Origin of the sequence: Oceanivirga salmonicida (genome assembly GCF_001517915.1) — a bacterium.
Taxonomy (GTDB): Bacteria; Fusobacteriota; Fusobacteriia; order Fusobacteriales; family Leptotrichiaceae; genus Oceanivirga; species Oceanivirga salmonicida.
Genome location: NZ_LOQI01000033.1, coordinates 1 through 17,980 on the forward strand (window position 1 = coordinate 1; position 17,980 = coordinate 17,980).

Consider the following 17,980-nt stretch of genomic DNA (forward strand, 5'->3'; position numbering starts at 1 on the left):
ATTATTTGCTTTTTGTGCACTTGATCCTGTTGTAAAACAATCAGGTAACTTTAATGCTCCACAAACTAGAATGTCTAAACGTGGTTCTAAACTCCTTAGATATACTTTAATTAATACTGCTTGGCAGTTATCGCTTAACAATGACATATTTGCGAAATATTACAGATTAAAGATAAATCAAGGTAAAAGACATTACAATGTCTTAGGACATTTAGCATCTAAACTTGTTCGTATTATTTACAAACTTTTGAAAGATAATATATCTTTTGATACAAATTATCTTAAATAGATAATTATTTGAATTTTTAAAATTAAGTAGATTACTACTATTTTTGTGATACAAAAATCCAATTACTTATCCAACTATTTATTTTTTATTTTATACTTGACAAATCATAGTTGGTCTCCTAATGTTTAGATATTTTAAAAAGATAAAAAATTATACTTTCAGCATATTTAATATCTGCAAAAAAATATAATTTTTTTATTAATCTTTTTTTACCATAAACATTATACTGATTTTTTTTTAAATGTCAATTAAATATAATCATTAAAATCAATATTTTTAGGAAAAAAAGAGAGCAAATAATATTTGCTCCAATTTTTTATTTTATTTTCTTTATTTCTTCTAATAATTGTTTTGCTTTTTCTCCAAATACTTTACTCTTTAAAGAATTTGTAGCGTATTTTTCAGCTGATTTTTTATCGCCTTTTTGTATAGAAATATATGCTAATAAGAAGTTTGCATCTATATCTTTTTTAACTGCTAATAAAGCATACTTTTCTGCTAATTCAATTTCTCCTGCTTGCATAAATATTTCAGCTAATGCTAAGTCTACAAAATTTTTATCTAAGTTTCTTAACACACCTACCCACTTATTTTCATCTTTTGTATCTTTTCTCTTATAACTATTAATTATTAATTCTAATATTACTTGTTTTTCTTGACGAGATTTAACATATGCTTTCTTTAAATATTCATAACTTGTATTATTATCTCCTAATGCCTTATATACATTTGCTATTCTATATAATAAATTAGTGTCATTTGGTGTAAGTTTTTCTGCTTCCATTAATTCTTTTTTAGCTTTATTCATATCTTTTTTATCAAAATGATAAACACCAAGTAAGAAATGAGTATTAGCTACTATTGATTTATCTTTAGATTTTAAAGCTTTTTTAATATAGTAATCCGCTTTATTATAATCATCTACTAATAACTTTTGACCAGTTAATAAATGTAGATAATCATAGAAACCATCAAGTTTTACTTTTTTAGCATCTGCAAATATTTTATCTACTTCTCTAGTATTTTTTTCAGTTATATGTAAGTATGCTAAACTAGATAAAATATCTAAATCTTTATCATCAAATCTATTAGATAATCTAGTTAAGTATTTTATTTTATCTTTATTATTTTTAGATAATTGTACTAAATAACCATCTGCTGATTTACTAGTATCAGTTCTTGATTTTTCATCATCACTAACTTTTTTAAAATATTTCATTGCCGATGCTTCATCTTTATTTGCTAAATAATACAATGCTATATTAGCATTAATTAATTCATATTCTGCTTCTTCTCCTTTAGCCATTTTACTTCTTTTTAAAACTTCAATTGCTTCTTTTTCTTTTCTTTCATTCAATAATTTTTGTGCTTTTTCTAAATCCGCCTTAGGTCCAGCTAATGTTATCATGCTTATTATTAAAGCTGATAATGTAATAATTTTTTTCATATTTCCTCCTAGATTATATTTTCGTAATTTCTGAAAGCAGTATACCCGCTGCAACTGATACATTTAATGAATTTATTTCTCCTTTTAAGTGTATCTTTATATTTTTATCGCAATGTTCTCCTACTTTTTTTCTCATACCTGTTCCTTCATTTCCTAAAACTAATGCTGTTTTATTTGCATATTCTATTTTATTATATAAAGTATCAGCATATGATGACGTACCATATACAAAATAACCATACTTTTTAAGTTTATCTATAGTATCTGATATATTGGTAACTTTTATAATATCTACATATTGGATAGCACCAGCAGATGACTTAACAACCGTTTCAGTTACCTTAACACTGTTTCTATCTTGTATTATTATCCCTTTAACGCCAAAACATTCACAAGATCTAATAATTGCTCCAAAGTTCCTTGGATCTTGTATTTGATCTAATATCATTATAGTAGATTTTTCCTTAACTAATTCTGTTTCTAAAAATTCTTCTAATGTCTTATAGCAGTCATAACTTGCTAAATATGCTACTATTCCTTGTGAATTATTTTCTCTTTTATCAGTGTAAAATACTTTAATGTTTTTTGAACTTGCTAGTTTAAGTACATGCTTAATATTCTCTTTTTTTACACCTTTAAATATTTCTAATTTTTCTATGCTTTGTTCTGATTTTAAAGCTTCAAAAACTGGATTTATTCCTATTATTTTTTCCATTTTTACCTACAATTCAAATTTTTCTCTTTTAATATTTGCACCTAATTTTATCAACTTTTCTTCTAGTTTATCATAACCTCTATCTACATGATATATTCTATTAAGTCTCGTTTCTCCATTAGCAACTAAACCAGCTAATACTAATGCTGCTCCTGCTCTCAAATCAGAAGCCATAACTTCTGCTCCTTCTAATGAGTCTACTCCCTCTATATGAGCTACTGAATGTTGTACCTTTATATTTGTACCCATTCTATTAAATTCTGCCACATGCATAAATCTATTCTCAAATACAGTTTCTTCAACTTGACTACTTCCTTTAACTAAAGATAATAGTAGCATCATTTGTGCCTGCATATCTGTAGGAAATCCTGGATGAGGCATAGTAGTTATATTTCTAGGTTTTAAATCTTTTACTTTTCCTATAACTTTTAATGTATCTTTATTTTTTTCAAATTTAACTCCCATACTTTCTAGCATAGCTTTGAATAATCCTAGTTCTTCTATATTAGCATTTTTTATTACAAAATTTCCTTTTGTAACTATTGAAGCTATTACATATGTCCCTGCTTCTATTCTATCAGACATTACACTATATTCACAAGAATTTAATTTATCTACTCCTTCAACAACTATCTCGTTAGTCCCAAGTCCTGTAATTTTTGCACCCATTTTAATTAAAAATTTCCCCAAATCTACAATTTCAGGTTCTTTTGCTGCATTTATTATTTTTGTAATTCCTTTTATTTTAGTTGCTGCTATTAGAATATTTTGTGTTGCTCCTACTGATGGAAAATTTAATATTAAGTCAGTTCCTTTTAGATTTTTTGATTTAGTATAAACATAACCATGTTCTTGCTTAATCTCAACTCCTAATTTTTCAAAAGCATCTAAATGTATGTCTACTGGTCTACTTCCTATACTACACCCACCTGGTAATGAAACAATAGCTTCTTCCAAGTTTGCTATCATAGGACCCATTACTAAAAATGATGCCCTCATTTTTTTTACTATATCATATTCCGCTTTATTCTTTTTTATACCTTCATTTATTATTTGATATGAGTTATCTCCTAATTTATTAATTTTTAAACCTAAATCACCTAATAATTTAAATAATACTCTAATATCAGATAAATTAGGTACATTATTTAAAGTATACTCTCCTTTTTCTATAAGAGTTGCTATTATTATTGGTAAGGCTGCATTTTTAGCACCACTTACAACTATTTCTCCATTTAATTCATTTCCGCCTGTTATTACAAAACCATCAACCATTACTTCACTCCTAATTTCTTTTCAATAGGACACTCTGTTCCTAAAAGCTTATCAAAAAATGTTATTTCCTCATACTCATCAGCTAAATCTGGCAATTTTTCTTTAATAATAGCCATATATTTAGAACTGATTTTTTTCCCTAAACTTTCATAATATACATCTTCTAAGCCCTTATTTCTAATTTGTTCTAAATGTGATACTACTATGGGATTTTCTTTTAAGTTAATCGCATCTTTTGCAGATATAACCAAGGCTATATCTCCTACATATGATAAACCATCAACTAATTTACAATTTATATCACATTCTTCTGCCATTTTCATGTATTTTTTTAAATATTTAAGTTCTACCGTTCTTGCAAGAGTCATTTGTATTGCATTTCTATCTTCCAAAGCTCTTTTAACTTCTTTGTATATGTACTTTTCTTCAACTTCCTCTCTTGTTAATGCTAATATCACTCTTTCTCTATATATGCCTAAATATCTACTTCTCTCAGCCATAGCTGAAATTACTCTGTCTTTTTGTTTCTCAACTTTTTTTAATATGTCATTATCTAAATTTTCCATAACCTAATTTTAACACTTTATAGAATTTATTGCAATATATTACTATAACAATTCTTTGTTTATAGTGGCTTTAATAAATTAAATTTTATATAAAAAAATTCTCTTTATTTATAATTTTAAGAGAACTCTTTTATCTTTTTATTTTAATTACCTCAATTTTAACCTTAGTTATTCCTTTTTCAACATCTTCTATTTTTCTAAATGCTGCTGCCGTTAAATCAATTACTCTATGTTTATGAAACGGTCCTCTATCATTAATCCTTACATTTACAGATTTACCATTAGCTAAATTAGTTACTTTAACCCATGTCCCAAATGGTAATTTTTTATGTGCTGCCGTTAATTTTTCTGTATTAAAAATCTCACCATTTGCTGTTTTTCTTCCATTCCAACGCTTCCCATAAAATGATGCAATTCCTTTTTGATAAAATTTAATAGATTCTATTGTTGCTTTTTTTACTATCTTATCAGTTGATATTCCTCCAAATACATTAAACACAAATATTAATGATATTAATATTAATATTTTATTCTTCATATATCCTCCATTCTTTAAATTACATAAAGAATTTTAACATACAGGCTTACATTTGTCAAATTTAACTACTCTACAACTTTCTTGTTTTTTCTTATTTCCATCATTTCACTGTATGTTACAAATTGATAACCTTGTTTTTTCAATTCAGGAATAAGTTCTTTTACTGCTAAGTAACTCGATTCAAATAAATCGTGAAATAAAACTATATTTTTATCTTTTAAATCCTTTTTAATATGCGCTATTATTAAATCTTTATTTCTATATCTCCAATCTAAACTGTCAACATTCCATAAAGCTAATTTACCGTTTAATTCTTTTGTTATTTGTTTATTAAAAACTCCGTATGGTGGTCTTAAATACTCTGCATCTTCTCCTGTTAATTTCATTATTTCATTATCTGTTTCAAATATTTCTTTCCATCTAGTCTTACTGTTTATTAATGTTAAATTAGGATGATTATATGTATGGTTTACTATCTCATGTCCTTCTAGATATGTTTTTTTTAACATTTCTTTATGTCTTTTTACATTTCTTCCTACAACACAAAAAGTCGCTAAATCTTCATCTTTAAATAATTCTCTAATTAGTTCGTGATATTCATTTAAAGGTCCATCATCAAAGGTAAATGCAATATGTTTTTTCTCCATATTTATAGGTCTTTTTCTTGGCGTTAATTTTTCTCCTTCATAAATAGATGGAAATCCCGAATTAGCTTTAAAAAGAACTTTATTTTCTTCTATATTAACTATAATCTTTTTTTCATCCCCAAAAATTATATTTCCATCTTCAATCAAAAATACATCTAAATTAACATTTTCTATATCATAACCTAATTCTTCTAATATTTTTTTATGTCTTACTCTTAATATATCATCTTTTTCTAATATCTTATTTTTTTCGTGTGAGTAATATAAGACTTTATCTGTTCCGCGTATAACTCCAAAATTATTTGAAAAAATTATATTTGAAAAAAAATATAATGTTATAAGTAATTTACTGGTTTTTCTCATTTTTACCTCTTTATATATTTAATTTAATTTATTTAACAATAAATTTACTTTCGTATTTTATCATTTTACAGCATTTATTGCAATATTTTAAATCATTTAAAAAATAAAAATATTCAAATGTTAATAATTTGTTTTTTTTTATTTAATGTTATATAATAAATAAAATATAGAAAGTGAGATTAATATGAAGAAATATAAAAAGGTTTTAATACTTATTTTTTTAGCTACTCAAATAAGTTTAGCCAAAAAAGGATTTAAAACAGAAATTTCTATGGGAGTTGAAAGTTCTCTTGGAGTAGATAATATAAATAGCATCATAGAGCATATTCCTCCCATACTTAAATTAACTAGTTCAAAAAAACATCCAGATTATGAAAAAATAAATAACAATCCTAGTCCTAACCCTGCTCCATCGCCAAGTCCTGGTAGCAGTAATTTATATCAACCAATTCTTAACCCTACAAAAAGAGATTTATTTTTAGTGGCTAAACATTTAGGTAAAAAAGTCAAGTTCTATAAAACTCTTGATGTTAAAATTTCAGAAGATTATTTTGGACTTAGTGCTTATTTCCAATCAAGAGCTTCTGTTAGAGATAATGATGAGATAAATAGATTAAAATTAGGAATAAATTCTAATAATAAATATTTAAGTGGTTATATTTATTCTTATGTTAGAGGTGAAACAGATAAAAAATATGGTCTTGATAAATTTGATACCGAAGAAATTGAAAATAAAGTAGTAAATTATGGATTTAGTCTAAACCCTTTACCTGATAGTGTTGCAAGTGTATCATTTGATGTAAAAGGAAAAGATAAATATGTTCATTTAGGACCTACACTTAGAATACAAAAAGATGGATTTTTCTTAAACTTAGGTTATTCAAGAATTTATAACGAAGATACAAAAAAAATATATGTTAAAGATGAAATATTAAATCTTAGTGCAACAGCTCCAGGTTATAACAAAATTGAATATTTTAAAAAATGGACATTAAAAAAGGACCCTGACAAAAATTATAACTATGAAACAGATAAAGCAGATTTAGAAAAAGCAGAAGTTTCAGGTTATAAAGGAACTAGTAGAATTTTAGGACTATACTCAGGTTCATTATACGGGGATTTCCCAATAAAATATGCTTTACAAACAACTGATAAAATACTTTCAAGTAATCCAAAATATGGCATATTAAAAGAAGGTATAGACTATATTACAGGACATAATTTATTACCTAATCTTTCCCTTATAACAAGATTAGGTAATGCTAAATTAGATAATTTAGCTAATGATTTGGTTAAAGATATAGTCACAGATATGTATGAAAGAGTAGGATTTGACCCTGATTCAAATTATTCTTCTATTGGTATATGGAATCAAATTCCTGATGATTTTATAAATTTACTACCTAGAAGAAATAAACCTTTTAATATTAAAGATTTTACATCTAGTGGATTAAGTCCTAATGCTTTATTTTATGATGGTTTAACAAAAGCTCAAATGCTAGGTGAAACAACAACTCCATTAAACCATAAACCAAACTCATCTAATAGTGGTAGCAGTTCTGGCAGTGGTTCTGGTGGAACTAGAATTGTAGATTTAAGTGGAAAATACGAAAAAATAGATAAAAAACATTCTGTCGGCAGTGATGCTAAAAAATATATAGCAGAAGAATTATTCGAAACTCACAAAAAAGCTATTGATATTCTTAAACAACTTTCAAAAGGAGAAAACATAGTTGGTAATGGATTAGCTATTGTTGGTGGTGGATTAAATTCACTTCGTGATAACCTATATTCTAACCCTTATGAAATGAATGGAATCGATATGTTAAGAGGAATATATTTACATAGAAGTGAAAAAGACAAAAATAAATTTGAAACACATAAGGTTTTAAAAGAGCTTGTTAAAGATATTGAAAATTTACCTGCCACTAAAATGGGCAAAGAGCTTTTTACACTTGAAACAGGTTATAGAAATAAAAATCTTTTAATAAAATTCTTTGCAAACTCAAATGAAAAACTATATATCAAAAACAATAAATATGAGTATAGCAAGACAAAAAATAAGTTAGGATTAAACTTAAATGTTCATAACGACATAGTAATATTTAATTCTAATACAGAGTTGGTAAAATCATTTAATACATTTAAAAAACAAAATACTTTATTAGAATACAGTATGTACGATATTAAAACAGATAACTATTTAGGATTTAATATAAGTGCACCACATAATGTTAATGTAGAATTAGGATTAGGTCATATAGGTGAATTTGGTTATATTAAAAATCCAAAATTAATAATTAATGGTAAAGAATATAAAAAAAATGTAGCAATAAGAGATAAAGATAATAATCCCATAGGAAAAGATGGAAAATCTATAAATGTTATAAAAACAACAGAAAAAGTCTTAATTGATAAAGAAGTAGCTAATGGAAATACTAATGATAAAAGAAATATTAACGCATCAGATTACATTAAAACAGAAGAAAAAGCTGCACAAAGTAGTTGGTACAATATATATAACATTATATACCCTAAAATAGCTGTAACTGCTAGACCTAGCGATAATTTAATATTAACACATGAAATAAAGATACCTATAAGTATGGTAAATAATAAATTTGATGGATTTAATGCAATATATACAGGTAAAGCCACATATTTATTAGATAGCCATGATATTTTCTACTCTTTATTTGATGATAGACACTTATTTAAATTTGATTCGACTGGAGATATAAAATTTAGTACAAAGGCTGATGAATTATTTAAATATAATGCGTTATTTGACTTTGGAGTAGCAAAACTAGACTTAAAAGGTAAAAATGGTATAAATCCTAAAAACAATAAAATTGATTTTGATTTTATAGTAAGACCATTAGTCTTTAATTTCAAAGTTAATCCACAAATAGCAATAGCTAAAGAAGATAAAGATTATACACTTAAACTTGGTGTTGTTAATAAAGGAAAAAATATATTTAATATTGGTGGTAGAACTGTTTTAAAAACTAAAAATGACTATTTTGAAGATCATATAAAAAAATCTATTTTATATGTATTAAAAAATAGAAAAGAAAGTGAATATAATCATATAAAACAAATATTAACTGATGATTACAAATTTGATTCAAATAATTTAAAATATAAATTTACACCATATATTGAAGCAAAAAAAGATAAAGGTAAATTAACATATTCATTTAAAGGAACTTCTACTATTGCAAATGCAAATGAAACAACAATAAAAACTTCTGATACAGTAGAAGATAAGAATTTTACTATTGAAAAACCATTAGAAGATTATGCAAAAAACTATATTTATTGGAGTTATACAAAAACCAAAGATGCACCTAATGAGTATATCTATATAAGTAAAGTTAATAAATATAAAGATACAGTAACAAAATCAGTAGTAAGTAATAAAAAAGTTAAATTAAGAGAATTTGATTTGAAATTAGAAGTAAATTATGGCAAAAAAACAGGTCTTAAAATTAGTTCAAATTCTAACCTTAACCATAAAGATATAAGAGTTACAATCTATAATAATTTTAAAACAGATACTAAGAGAACTACACATGAATCTATACACGCAATTAAAGCGGGCAATGGTTATAAAGTTAGTAATTCATGGGAATTAGATAGTAATAATATTCCGGGAGAAGTTATAAAAACATTTAAAGAAAAACTTAAACCTGGTTACTATTATTGTACAAGTGGAACTTGTTTTAGTTATGATTATGAATCTAATGTAAAAAACAATGCAAAACTTACATTAAATTCTCCAAAAATAACTAATATTAGTAAAAATTCAGTTAAAAAAGCAACATTATCAGTTAAAGAAACAACTTTTAATACTGAAAATTATTTAGGTTATGGCTTAAAAGGAAACAAAAAAACTATTATTAATTTGGGTATAGGTCATATTTTAAATATTAAACATACTAGTATAGGAAATGTAATTATTGGAGATACTAAATTATTTGCTAGTTCTAAATGGGATATAAAACACATTATAGAACCTCAAATAACTTTAAATTATAATATAACGAAAAACTTTGATTTAAATGCAACAGTTGGAGCACCTATAAAATTTTTATGGAACAATGTTAAAAATAGTAAATTAATAGATTTACATTTAGATCTTAAATATAAATGGTAAGAAAAAAAGGACAATTTTGTCCTTTTTTTGGTTAATTACCATGCATAAGAGGTATGAATTTCAAAATCTAATACATTGTTATATTTTTTATCAGTAAACGTTAATTCTCCTATATATTTTGCAGAAGCACCCAATTTAATATTATTATTAAACACTTTGTCCATTCCTAATTTAAACTCATATTTGAAATAACCATCTGGTTTTTCAATTATAGTTTTAGATGTCCTAATATAATTATATATATATTGTTTATAACCTGCCATTATTTTTGGTGTTGCATAAAGGCTTAACCCTTTATTTCTATATTCAATTTTAACATCTGTATCTAATTTAGTTATAATATCATAACCGTAAAAGTCTTTTGTTGCTTTTCCACCACCAGCACTTAAATATGCTCCAAGTGATGTCGTGAAATAAAATTTCTCTTTTACTTTAAATTCTTTATAAAAATTAGCATATAAATCTACATGATTCATAAAAATTAAATTTTCATTATTTGCTTTATTTTTAGCTAGTAATGATGCTCTATATCTTGCAAATCCTTTAAAATTATTATTTTTAACTCCTAATCCTAAAGTTATATGATTTACTAGCCTATTATTATATTCTAAGAATGTTATTAATTTAAAATCTTTATTATTTTTTATAGGTGTAAATCCTATACCAATTTCTGCTCCTGAAACTAATTTTTCAAGTTCAAACTTACCTTCTGTTAAAACTTTTTCAAGTATAGGTATAATAGGCCCTAAATGAAATTTAACAAAATATTTTTCATCAAATCTATTTACTATTTCAGTATCATCATAATTAAATTTATCTAATATATCTTTAACTTTTTTTGTATCATAAACATATACGTCTGTTTCTAATTCTAATAAATCTCCTGATGCTAGCGAAACCACTATTGTATATTTAAATACACCTTCTTTACTTGTATCTATTACACCCTTATTCCATTTAAAACTATCTTTACCTTTAACTGTTCCTGATTCTATACTAGATTTAGCATCTAATACATAATCATAGGCACTAGGAGTTTCATCTCCAACATTTAAATAAACTGGTTTTGTTGCAAATTGATTTTTATTTAATACTATAACTATGTCTTGAGTAACTTCATTGTTTGCTATATCTTTTGTTGTAACTTTTAAATGATAAGTTTTTCTAGTATCATTTCCCCAATCATTTATTTTAGGTATACCTTCTATATTATAACTATAACCATTAGGTATATTCATTGGTTCAGATAAACTAATCCCATTTGGTAAATTACCTTCAACCTTAAATTGTATTATATTATTTTCGATAAGTATTCCAGAATTATCTGTACTTTGTACTAATACTTTATTATATTTTATACCTTCTGTTAATGTAATAGCCTTCAATCCATCAATTTCTCTATTAAAATCTTTTGGATCTAGTATAATTTTAGGTGCTACATCATCTTTTACTTTTAAATTAAATTTAGTAGCAATATGACTATCATCATCAAATCTTATAAGTATATCAATAGGAAATTCTCCTATTTCTTTTGATTTAGTTTTTGGGAAATTTAATCCATTTGGAGAAAATATAACTTCCCACTCATTAGGATTAGGATTATTTTTCAATAAGTTTTCTTTAATGATTAGTTCTTTTACATCTTCTGCATTAACTTGTTCCCCATAATTTTTAGTAATTGATACTCTCTTTAAAAACTCACTATCGCTAATATTTAAAGGGTATTTATCAGATTTCTTAAAATTATTAGGGTCTTTTGAATTATTTCCACTTTCATTTTCTTTTGTATCTGGTATTCCGTCATTATCATCATCTGTATCTGTAATATCTGGGTCTCCATCTCCATCTGTATCTCTTAAAAGATTGAATTTTATACTCTCTTTATTAGTTTTAATAACAGTAGAGTTTTCATAAGTTGTAGAAACTTTTATATCTATATTTACTTCTTTTTTCTCAAAAGTTGAACCCCACCAAGTATTATCTTGTTTACCTACAGTTGTATCAATAGTTTTAGGATTAGAATTTAAATTACTATTTATTCCATTTAATTTAGAATCAATAATTATTTTATTTTGTCCTTCTATTCCTTTAAAATAAATAGGTTCTCCATTTTGAATTAATTCATATTCTCCTAATTTATTATCTTTAGTAATATTAGGAACTACTCTATATTTAATAGTAGTTATTTTATTTTGACCACTTTTAGCTTCTATTAAATCTGCTTGTGTTTTTCCTTCTATTACTTCTATTTTAGGCTCTAAATATATAGGTTTATATACTTTTATTTTAACCGTTACTATATTACTACTTCCATCAGGGTATGTTATTGAAATTAATTCAGTTTTTTCACTGTTAATATTTTTATAAGTTACTTCCCCACTTACAGAATCTTGAACTCTTAAATCATTTTCTATTGTTTTAAATGATAATTTTCTATTATAGTTTAATGTATTTAATCCTTTTATTTTTTCATCAACTATTTTAAATACATTTATAGGAGTATTTAAAATTGTTTTAGAAGTTAATTCATTTAATATAGTTGGATTACTTGTTCTATCTTTTTTAGCATCTGATATTGTTTTTAAGACTAATATATCTGACACTTCACTTAAATTTGATTTATTATCTTCAAATTGTACAGTCATATTTTTACCATCTAATTTTTCAAATTTACTTTCATCAGTTGGTAAAACTAATCTCAATTCTCCATTTTGTTTTTTCTCTATACTATATTCAGAATATGAGTTAGAGTTATTATCTAATGTCCAACCACCATTACTACTAAATTCTTTTGCCTTATCTTTAATAAATACAATTTTATCAGTTCCTATTTTTACAATTAATTTAACAAAATCATTATCTAATTTAGAACCTGGTATATATGATGTACTATCTTTATCTGGTGCTAAAATTTTTACTTTTCTATCTATTCCTTTGGCACCATCTTTTTCTACTAATTCATTATCATGTTCTAATTTTGGTTTATTTGCATATATATCATATAGTTCTGAATTAGAATTTGCTCCTAAATCCGTTGTTTTATTATATCTATTATCTGCATGAGCATATATAACTTTTTTATGTAAACTATCAAAATCTTTTGGTTTCACTTCTAATTTATTATTCGTGCTTTCCAATGTAAAATCTGAATTATTTCCAGCAATACTCCAAACACCTTGTCTATTTTTAACAAGTACAAATAAGGCATTATTTTCTAAGTCTGTCTTATCTGCTGTTAATTTAATAGCTTCTGTTTTAACTACTATTCTATTTGCATTTTTTTCAGTATTTCCTAAATTAGCCAAATCAATAGTTATAGATTTAGGGTGTTTACCTGTATTATTTAAAGCTCCACTTATATTCTTAGTTCCTATATTAAAAGTATTATCAACCACTTCTAATATATCTGGAACTGTATCTCCTTTATCATGGTCTTGATTTCTATATAGAGTAAAACTTATCTTTTTAGTTATAGTTTGTGGATTTTCTTTACCTGCAGTTAATTTAACTGTCATTTCCACTGTTTTTGTAAGTTCATCATCATTAGCCCAAGTAGTTAAAGGTTTCCCGCTTAAAACTCCATCTTTTGATAAAGTAATTCCAGTTATACCATTACTATCAAATTCAATTTTATCTATATGATTTGGATTAGGTGTTATATCTAATACTTTTGTCCTAAAACTTACACCTTCTATATATGGTTTTATCTTATTAATCTCTGCAGATAAAAATACTGCTTTTAAAATGATTTCATTTTTACCTGTTCCACTAGCTGCTATTAATTTATCTACTTCTTTTCTATTAAAAATACGAACATTAGGAGCATCTCCATTTATTCCTATTACTTCATCTAAATTAATATCTTCCCAATATATAAATTTATTATTAGCAGAATCTTTTACTTCTAAACTTACACCTATTTCTTTCATTTTTGCATATAATTTAGAAAATTTAGTTCCACCATCGTTATCATTACCTACATAAATATTAACTGAGAATGAATCAGATTTTTTTTCTGCTATATTTTCATCTGCTTCATTTTTATGTGCGGGTATTTTTATTTCAGCCTTATTTGTTGCATTAAATATTATACGAGTTCTCCCTGGGTCAGCAAATGTATTTCCACTAGGGTCATCAATTAAACTGATATTAGGGTAAATTATAAATTTAGCATTTCTTTCTTCTTTTAAATCACTAGGATAAACTACTTCAATTAAAACTTCTCTTATTGAATTAGGATCATTAGGGTTTTTAAAATTATAAGTATGCTTACTCGTATCTAAGTTATTAGGAACTTTATATTTAGTTCCTTGTGGCATATTTTTATAATTTCTAATAATTTGTTTAACATATTTATCTTTTAAATAACCTTGACCATCTGTAATATCATCTTCTTGATATACCTTTACAGCAGTTTGTGAAACCAAAGCAGTAACATGTTTTTCTATTCTATAATCTGCATCTGGATCAAAAGCTTCTGTACTATTTTTAAAATGATTTTTAACATAATCAGCAGTTATTGAAGCATTATATGGTGCTATTTTTATATTTTTTTCTACACCATTTTTTATCTTACTTATTTTAAACCCATATAAAGGTCTAATATCTACTATATTTATACTAACTTTATTAGTATTTTGATCTAATCTAACAGCATTACTTCCTTTAAAAAAAGTTGCTGGAATAATAAAGTTAATATCGGGATTTAATATACCTATATGTGTTGTTGGAGCATTTATTTCTCTAAATTTACTAAAATCTACACCATGTCCATCAATATGATTATGAAACATTGCATAAGTATTTGTAAGTTTTGCTACATTCCATTTTCTTATATCAGGAGTTGCCTTTATAGCACCTTGAAACATATTAGGTGCATTAACTAAATTTTTTGTGTCCCAATCACTTACATTTGGATTTGCACTAACTGCATTAGCAAACATATTACTCATATCAGTAACATTTCCCATAGTCCAAGTACTTGTATCTGGATTTGCTTTTATAGCATTACTAAACATTGCAGAAGCATTTATTAGTTTTGGTGACTTAAAGCCTGCACTATTTTTTAGAGTTGCTGCTTTTGCATTTCCAAACATATTTTGAGCATCAGTCAATTCAGTAGCATTCCAATTTCCTATTTCTGGATCTGCTTTTTCTGTTCCATAAAACATTTGATTCATAGTAGTTACTTTTGATACATCCCAATTTGTTGTCATAGAACTACCATCATCATTTCTTAATGTTGCTGCTTTTGCTAGATTAAACATAAGCGACATATCAGTTACATTTGAAGTTTTCCAATTACTAACATTAGGATTTGCTTTTTTAGTATTTGCAAACATACTACCCATACTAATTACATTATCCATTTTCCAATTCGTTACATCTGGGTCTGCAATTTCAGCATTATTAAACATTGCAAGTGCATGTATTAATTTTGGTGTATTAAATCCAGCACTATTTTTTAAAGTTGCCTTTTTAGTAAATGCAAACATATGTGCTGCATCTGTTAACTCTTTAGCATCCCAATTTCCTATTTCTGGATCTGCTTTTTGCGCTGCATAAAACATTTGATGCATGCTTGTTACTTTCGATACATTCCAATTTGTTGTCATTGAAGTTCCATCAGCATTTCTTAATGTTGCTGCAACGGAAGCATTAAACATATGTGTCATATTTGTTACTTTTGCTGTGTTCCAATCTGTTACATTTGGATTTGCTTTTTCAGTACCATTAAACATATATGACATATCAGTTACATTTACTGTATTCCATTTACTTGTATCTGGGTTAGCACTTTTAGCATTACTAAACATATATGACATATTAGTTACATTATTTGTTTTCCAATTACTTGTATCTGGATTAGCATCTCTTGTATTACCAAACATACCCCTCATATTTATTACTTTTGAAGTGTCCCAATCTTTTGTATTAGGATTAGCTCTTTTTGCTGAATAAAACATATATTCCATGTCTGTAACACTGCTTGTATCCCAATTTTTTGTTTTATTACCATCTAATCTAGCAGATTCTGTTCCCCTAAACATAGAATTCATATTTGTTACTTTTGAAGTATCCCAATTTGTTACGTCAGGGTCTGCTTCTATTGCTCCATAAAACATTGAACTCATATTTGTTACCTTTGAAGTATTCCAACCACTTACATTTGGATCTGCTTCCACTGCACCTTGAAACATAGAAGCCATATTAGTAGCACTATCTGTATTCCAATTTGAAGTATTAGGTGTTGCTGATGGTGCATTACCAAACATATAACTAAAATTTGTTACTTTAGACATATTCCAATTACTTACATTAGGATTTGCCTTTTGTGTATTATAGAACATAGCAGACGCATTAGTTAAACTACTTGTATCCCAATTTTTCGTTTTATCTTTTAATATAACATTTTTATTATTTTGAAACATATATGACATATCTGTTACCTTAGATACATTCCAATTTGTTACATCTGGATCCATTATAGAATTAGCAAACATATTTGACATATTAGTAACATTAGCTGTATCCCAACCACTTAAATCTGCATCTGCTTCTGAATAACTAAACATATATGACATATCAGTTACTTTTGAAGTGTCCCAATTACTTAAATCAGGTATGTTTTTACTTGTATAAAACATTGAACTCATATTTGTTACATTACTTGTATCTAAGTTATTTGGAAAATCAAAATTAGTTTTATACCCGCTAAAAAAACTTTTAGAATCATCTGAAAATTTTACATTATTATCTTTTATTTTTATAGTATAATCTTTGTCATTTTTTATACTGGAAGTGGCATTCCAAAATTTATTTTTATCAATCTTACCACTTCCGCTTATTTCATAAATTTTTCCCGCAATTTCTTTTATAACTACATTATTAGAATTTTCTCCTATAGGAGTTTCTGGTAAAAGAGCTGCAAAAACTAAACTATTTGTAAATATTAAAAATAATATTAAAATCTTTTTAATTATTTTTATCATTTTTTACCCCTTGTTTATTTTCTAATTTTTCAAAAATAAATTCTACACGTCTATTATTATATCTTCCTATTTCTGTTTCATTGCTATCTATTGGATTTGATTCTCCTTCAGAAGCAACTGATTTTATTTTGATATTTTTATTTAAGCCATTAGATTTTAATTTTTTAGCAATATACATTGCTCTTTTATACCCTAAATTATAGTTATATTCTTCTTCACCTTTACTGTCTGTAAATCCTATTACTAAAATTTGACCACCATCTGCATAATCATTTATTATATTAACTAATTCTTTAATGTTTTCTTGTGTTTTACTACTAGGTATAGTTTTATTAAAGCCAAATCCTTGTATTATACATTTATTATCTTTACAAGTTGCATGTAATAGTTCAGGAACCACATTAACTTTTATATCTACATTTCTACTAGTATTATCAGGGAATATTACCTTAACTTTAAGTATTTGTTCTCCTAATTTTTTATTGTCTATATTTTCAATTATTTCATATTTAGTTCCCTTTGGAACAGTATTTTTATCAACTAGTTTTTCTACTTCTTTAACAGTTAAAACTTGATTTTTTCTAACTATTAAATCATTAAATCTAGGAGTATCTTTATACACATATTTTATAACTGGTTTTTCTATAATTTCTTTTTTAACAATTACTTCCTTTTTAACAATAACTTCTTGTTTTTCTACTACTGGTTCAAGTTTAGGTTTTTCTTTAAATCCTTCAATAAAGTCTCCTAATCTTACTCCAATTCTTAGTCCTATTTTATGTTCTATTTCTTGTTTTGTTTGATGCGGAATATATGCTCCGTCATATATTAATTCGGTTGTGAAATACTTATAGTTTCCACCAAAACCTAAACCATAATATACTCCACCATTTATACTCTCTACACCCATACTATCTCTTAAATTTGTATAAACTCCACCAAATCTACCTAAAAAATATACTGTTCCATCTTTATTTTCAGTTCTATAA

The 17,980-nt window shown here is 25.7% G+C and carries 10 protein-coding genes; 2 read left to right on the forward strand and 8 right to left on the reverse strand.

Annotated features, from left to right (window positions below):
• The coding region (locus AWT72_RS04985; RefSeq protein WP_156413083.1) for a transposase at positions 1-289 on the forward strand (289 nt) is incomplete at its 5' end.
• Between the two features lie 316 nt (positions 290-605).
• On the opposite strand, the gene AWT72_RS04990 is transcribed toward AWT72_RS04985, so the two are convergent.
• From AWT72_RS04990 to AWT72_RS05015, 6 genes are all read right to left on the reverse strand, one after another.
• Positions 606-1,736 (reverse strand): tetratricopeptide repeat protein, encoded by a 1,131-nt coding sequence (locus AWT72_RS04990; RefSeq protein ID WP_067141752.1) that lies wholly within the window; start codon positions 1,734-1,736, stop codon positions 606-608.
• A 13-nt stretch (positions 1,737-1,749) separates the two neighbouring features.
• Positions 1,750-2,451: a 23S rRNA (guanosine(2251)-2'-O)-methyltransferase RlmB gene (gene rlmB, locus AWT72_RS04995; RefSeq protein ID WP_067141755.1), complete on the reverse strand. Its 702-nt coding sequence runs from the start codon at positions 2,449-2,451 to the stop codon at positions 1,750-1,752.
• A 6-nt stretch (positions 2,452-2,457) separates the two neighbouring features.
• A complete protein-coding gene (murA, locus tag AWT72_RS05000) occupies positions 2,458-3,726 on the reverse strand; it encodes a UDP-N-acetylglucosamine 1-carboxyvinyltransferase (RefSeq protein WP_067141758.1) in 1,269 nt (422 codons plus the stop codon).
• Positions 3,726-4,292, reverse strand: a complete 567-nt coding sequence (locus AWT72_RS05005) for a DUF1694 domain-containing protein (protein ID WP_067141761.1) — start codon at positions 4,290-4,292, stop codon at positions 3,726-3,728. Before AWT72_RS05005 ends, murA begins: the two co-directional genes overlap by 1 nt.
• Positions 4,293-4,422: 130 nt before the next feature.
• Positions 4,423-4,830 carry a septal ring lytic transglycosylase RlpA family protein gene (locus AWT72_RS05010; RefSeq protein ID WP_067141764.1) on the reverse strand — a complete coding sequence of 136 codons (408 nt, stop codon included), beginning with the start codon at positions 4,828-4,830 and terminating at the stop codon, positions 4,423-4,425.
• Positions 4,831-4,895: 65 nt separating this feature from the next.
• Positions 4,896-5,840: a polysaccharide deacetylase family protein gene (locus AWT72_RS05015; RefSeq protein ID WP_067141767.1), complete on the reverse strand. Its 945-nt coding sequence runs from the start codon at positions 5,838-5,840 to the stop codon at positions 4,896-4,898.
• Between the two features lie 184 nt (positions 5,841-6,024).
• Here AWT72_RS05015 and AWT72_RS05020 point away from each other — a divergent pair, with 184 nt between their 5' ends.
• Positions 6,025-9,999, forward strand: coding sequence for a hypothetical protein (locus AWT72_RS05020; RefSeq protein ID WP_067141771.1), 3,975 nt, complete (start codon positions 6,025-6,027; stop codon positions 9,997-9,999).
• Between the two features lie 35 nt (positions 10,000-10,034).
• On the opposite strand, the gene AWT72_RS05025 is transcribed toward AWT72_RS05020, so the two are convergent.
• Entirely contained in the window at positions 10,035-16,991 is a 6,957-nt protein-coding gene (locus AWT72_RS05025) for a BspA family leucine-rich repeat surface protein (RefSeq protein WP_067141773.1), read from the reverse strand.
• The coding region (locus AWT72_RS05030) for an OmpA family protein (RefSeq protein ID WP_156413084.1) at positions 16,975-17,980 on the reverse strand (1,006 nt) is incomplete at its 5' end. The genes AWT72_RS05025 and AWT72_RS05030, both read right to left, overlap by 17 nt.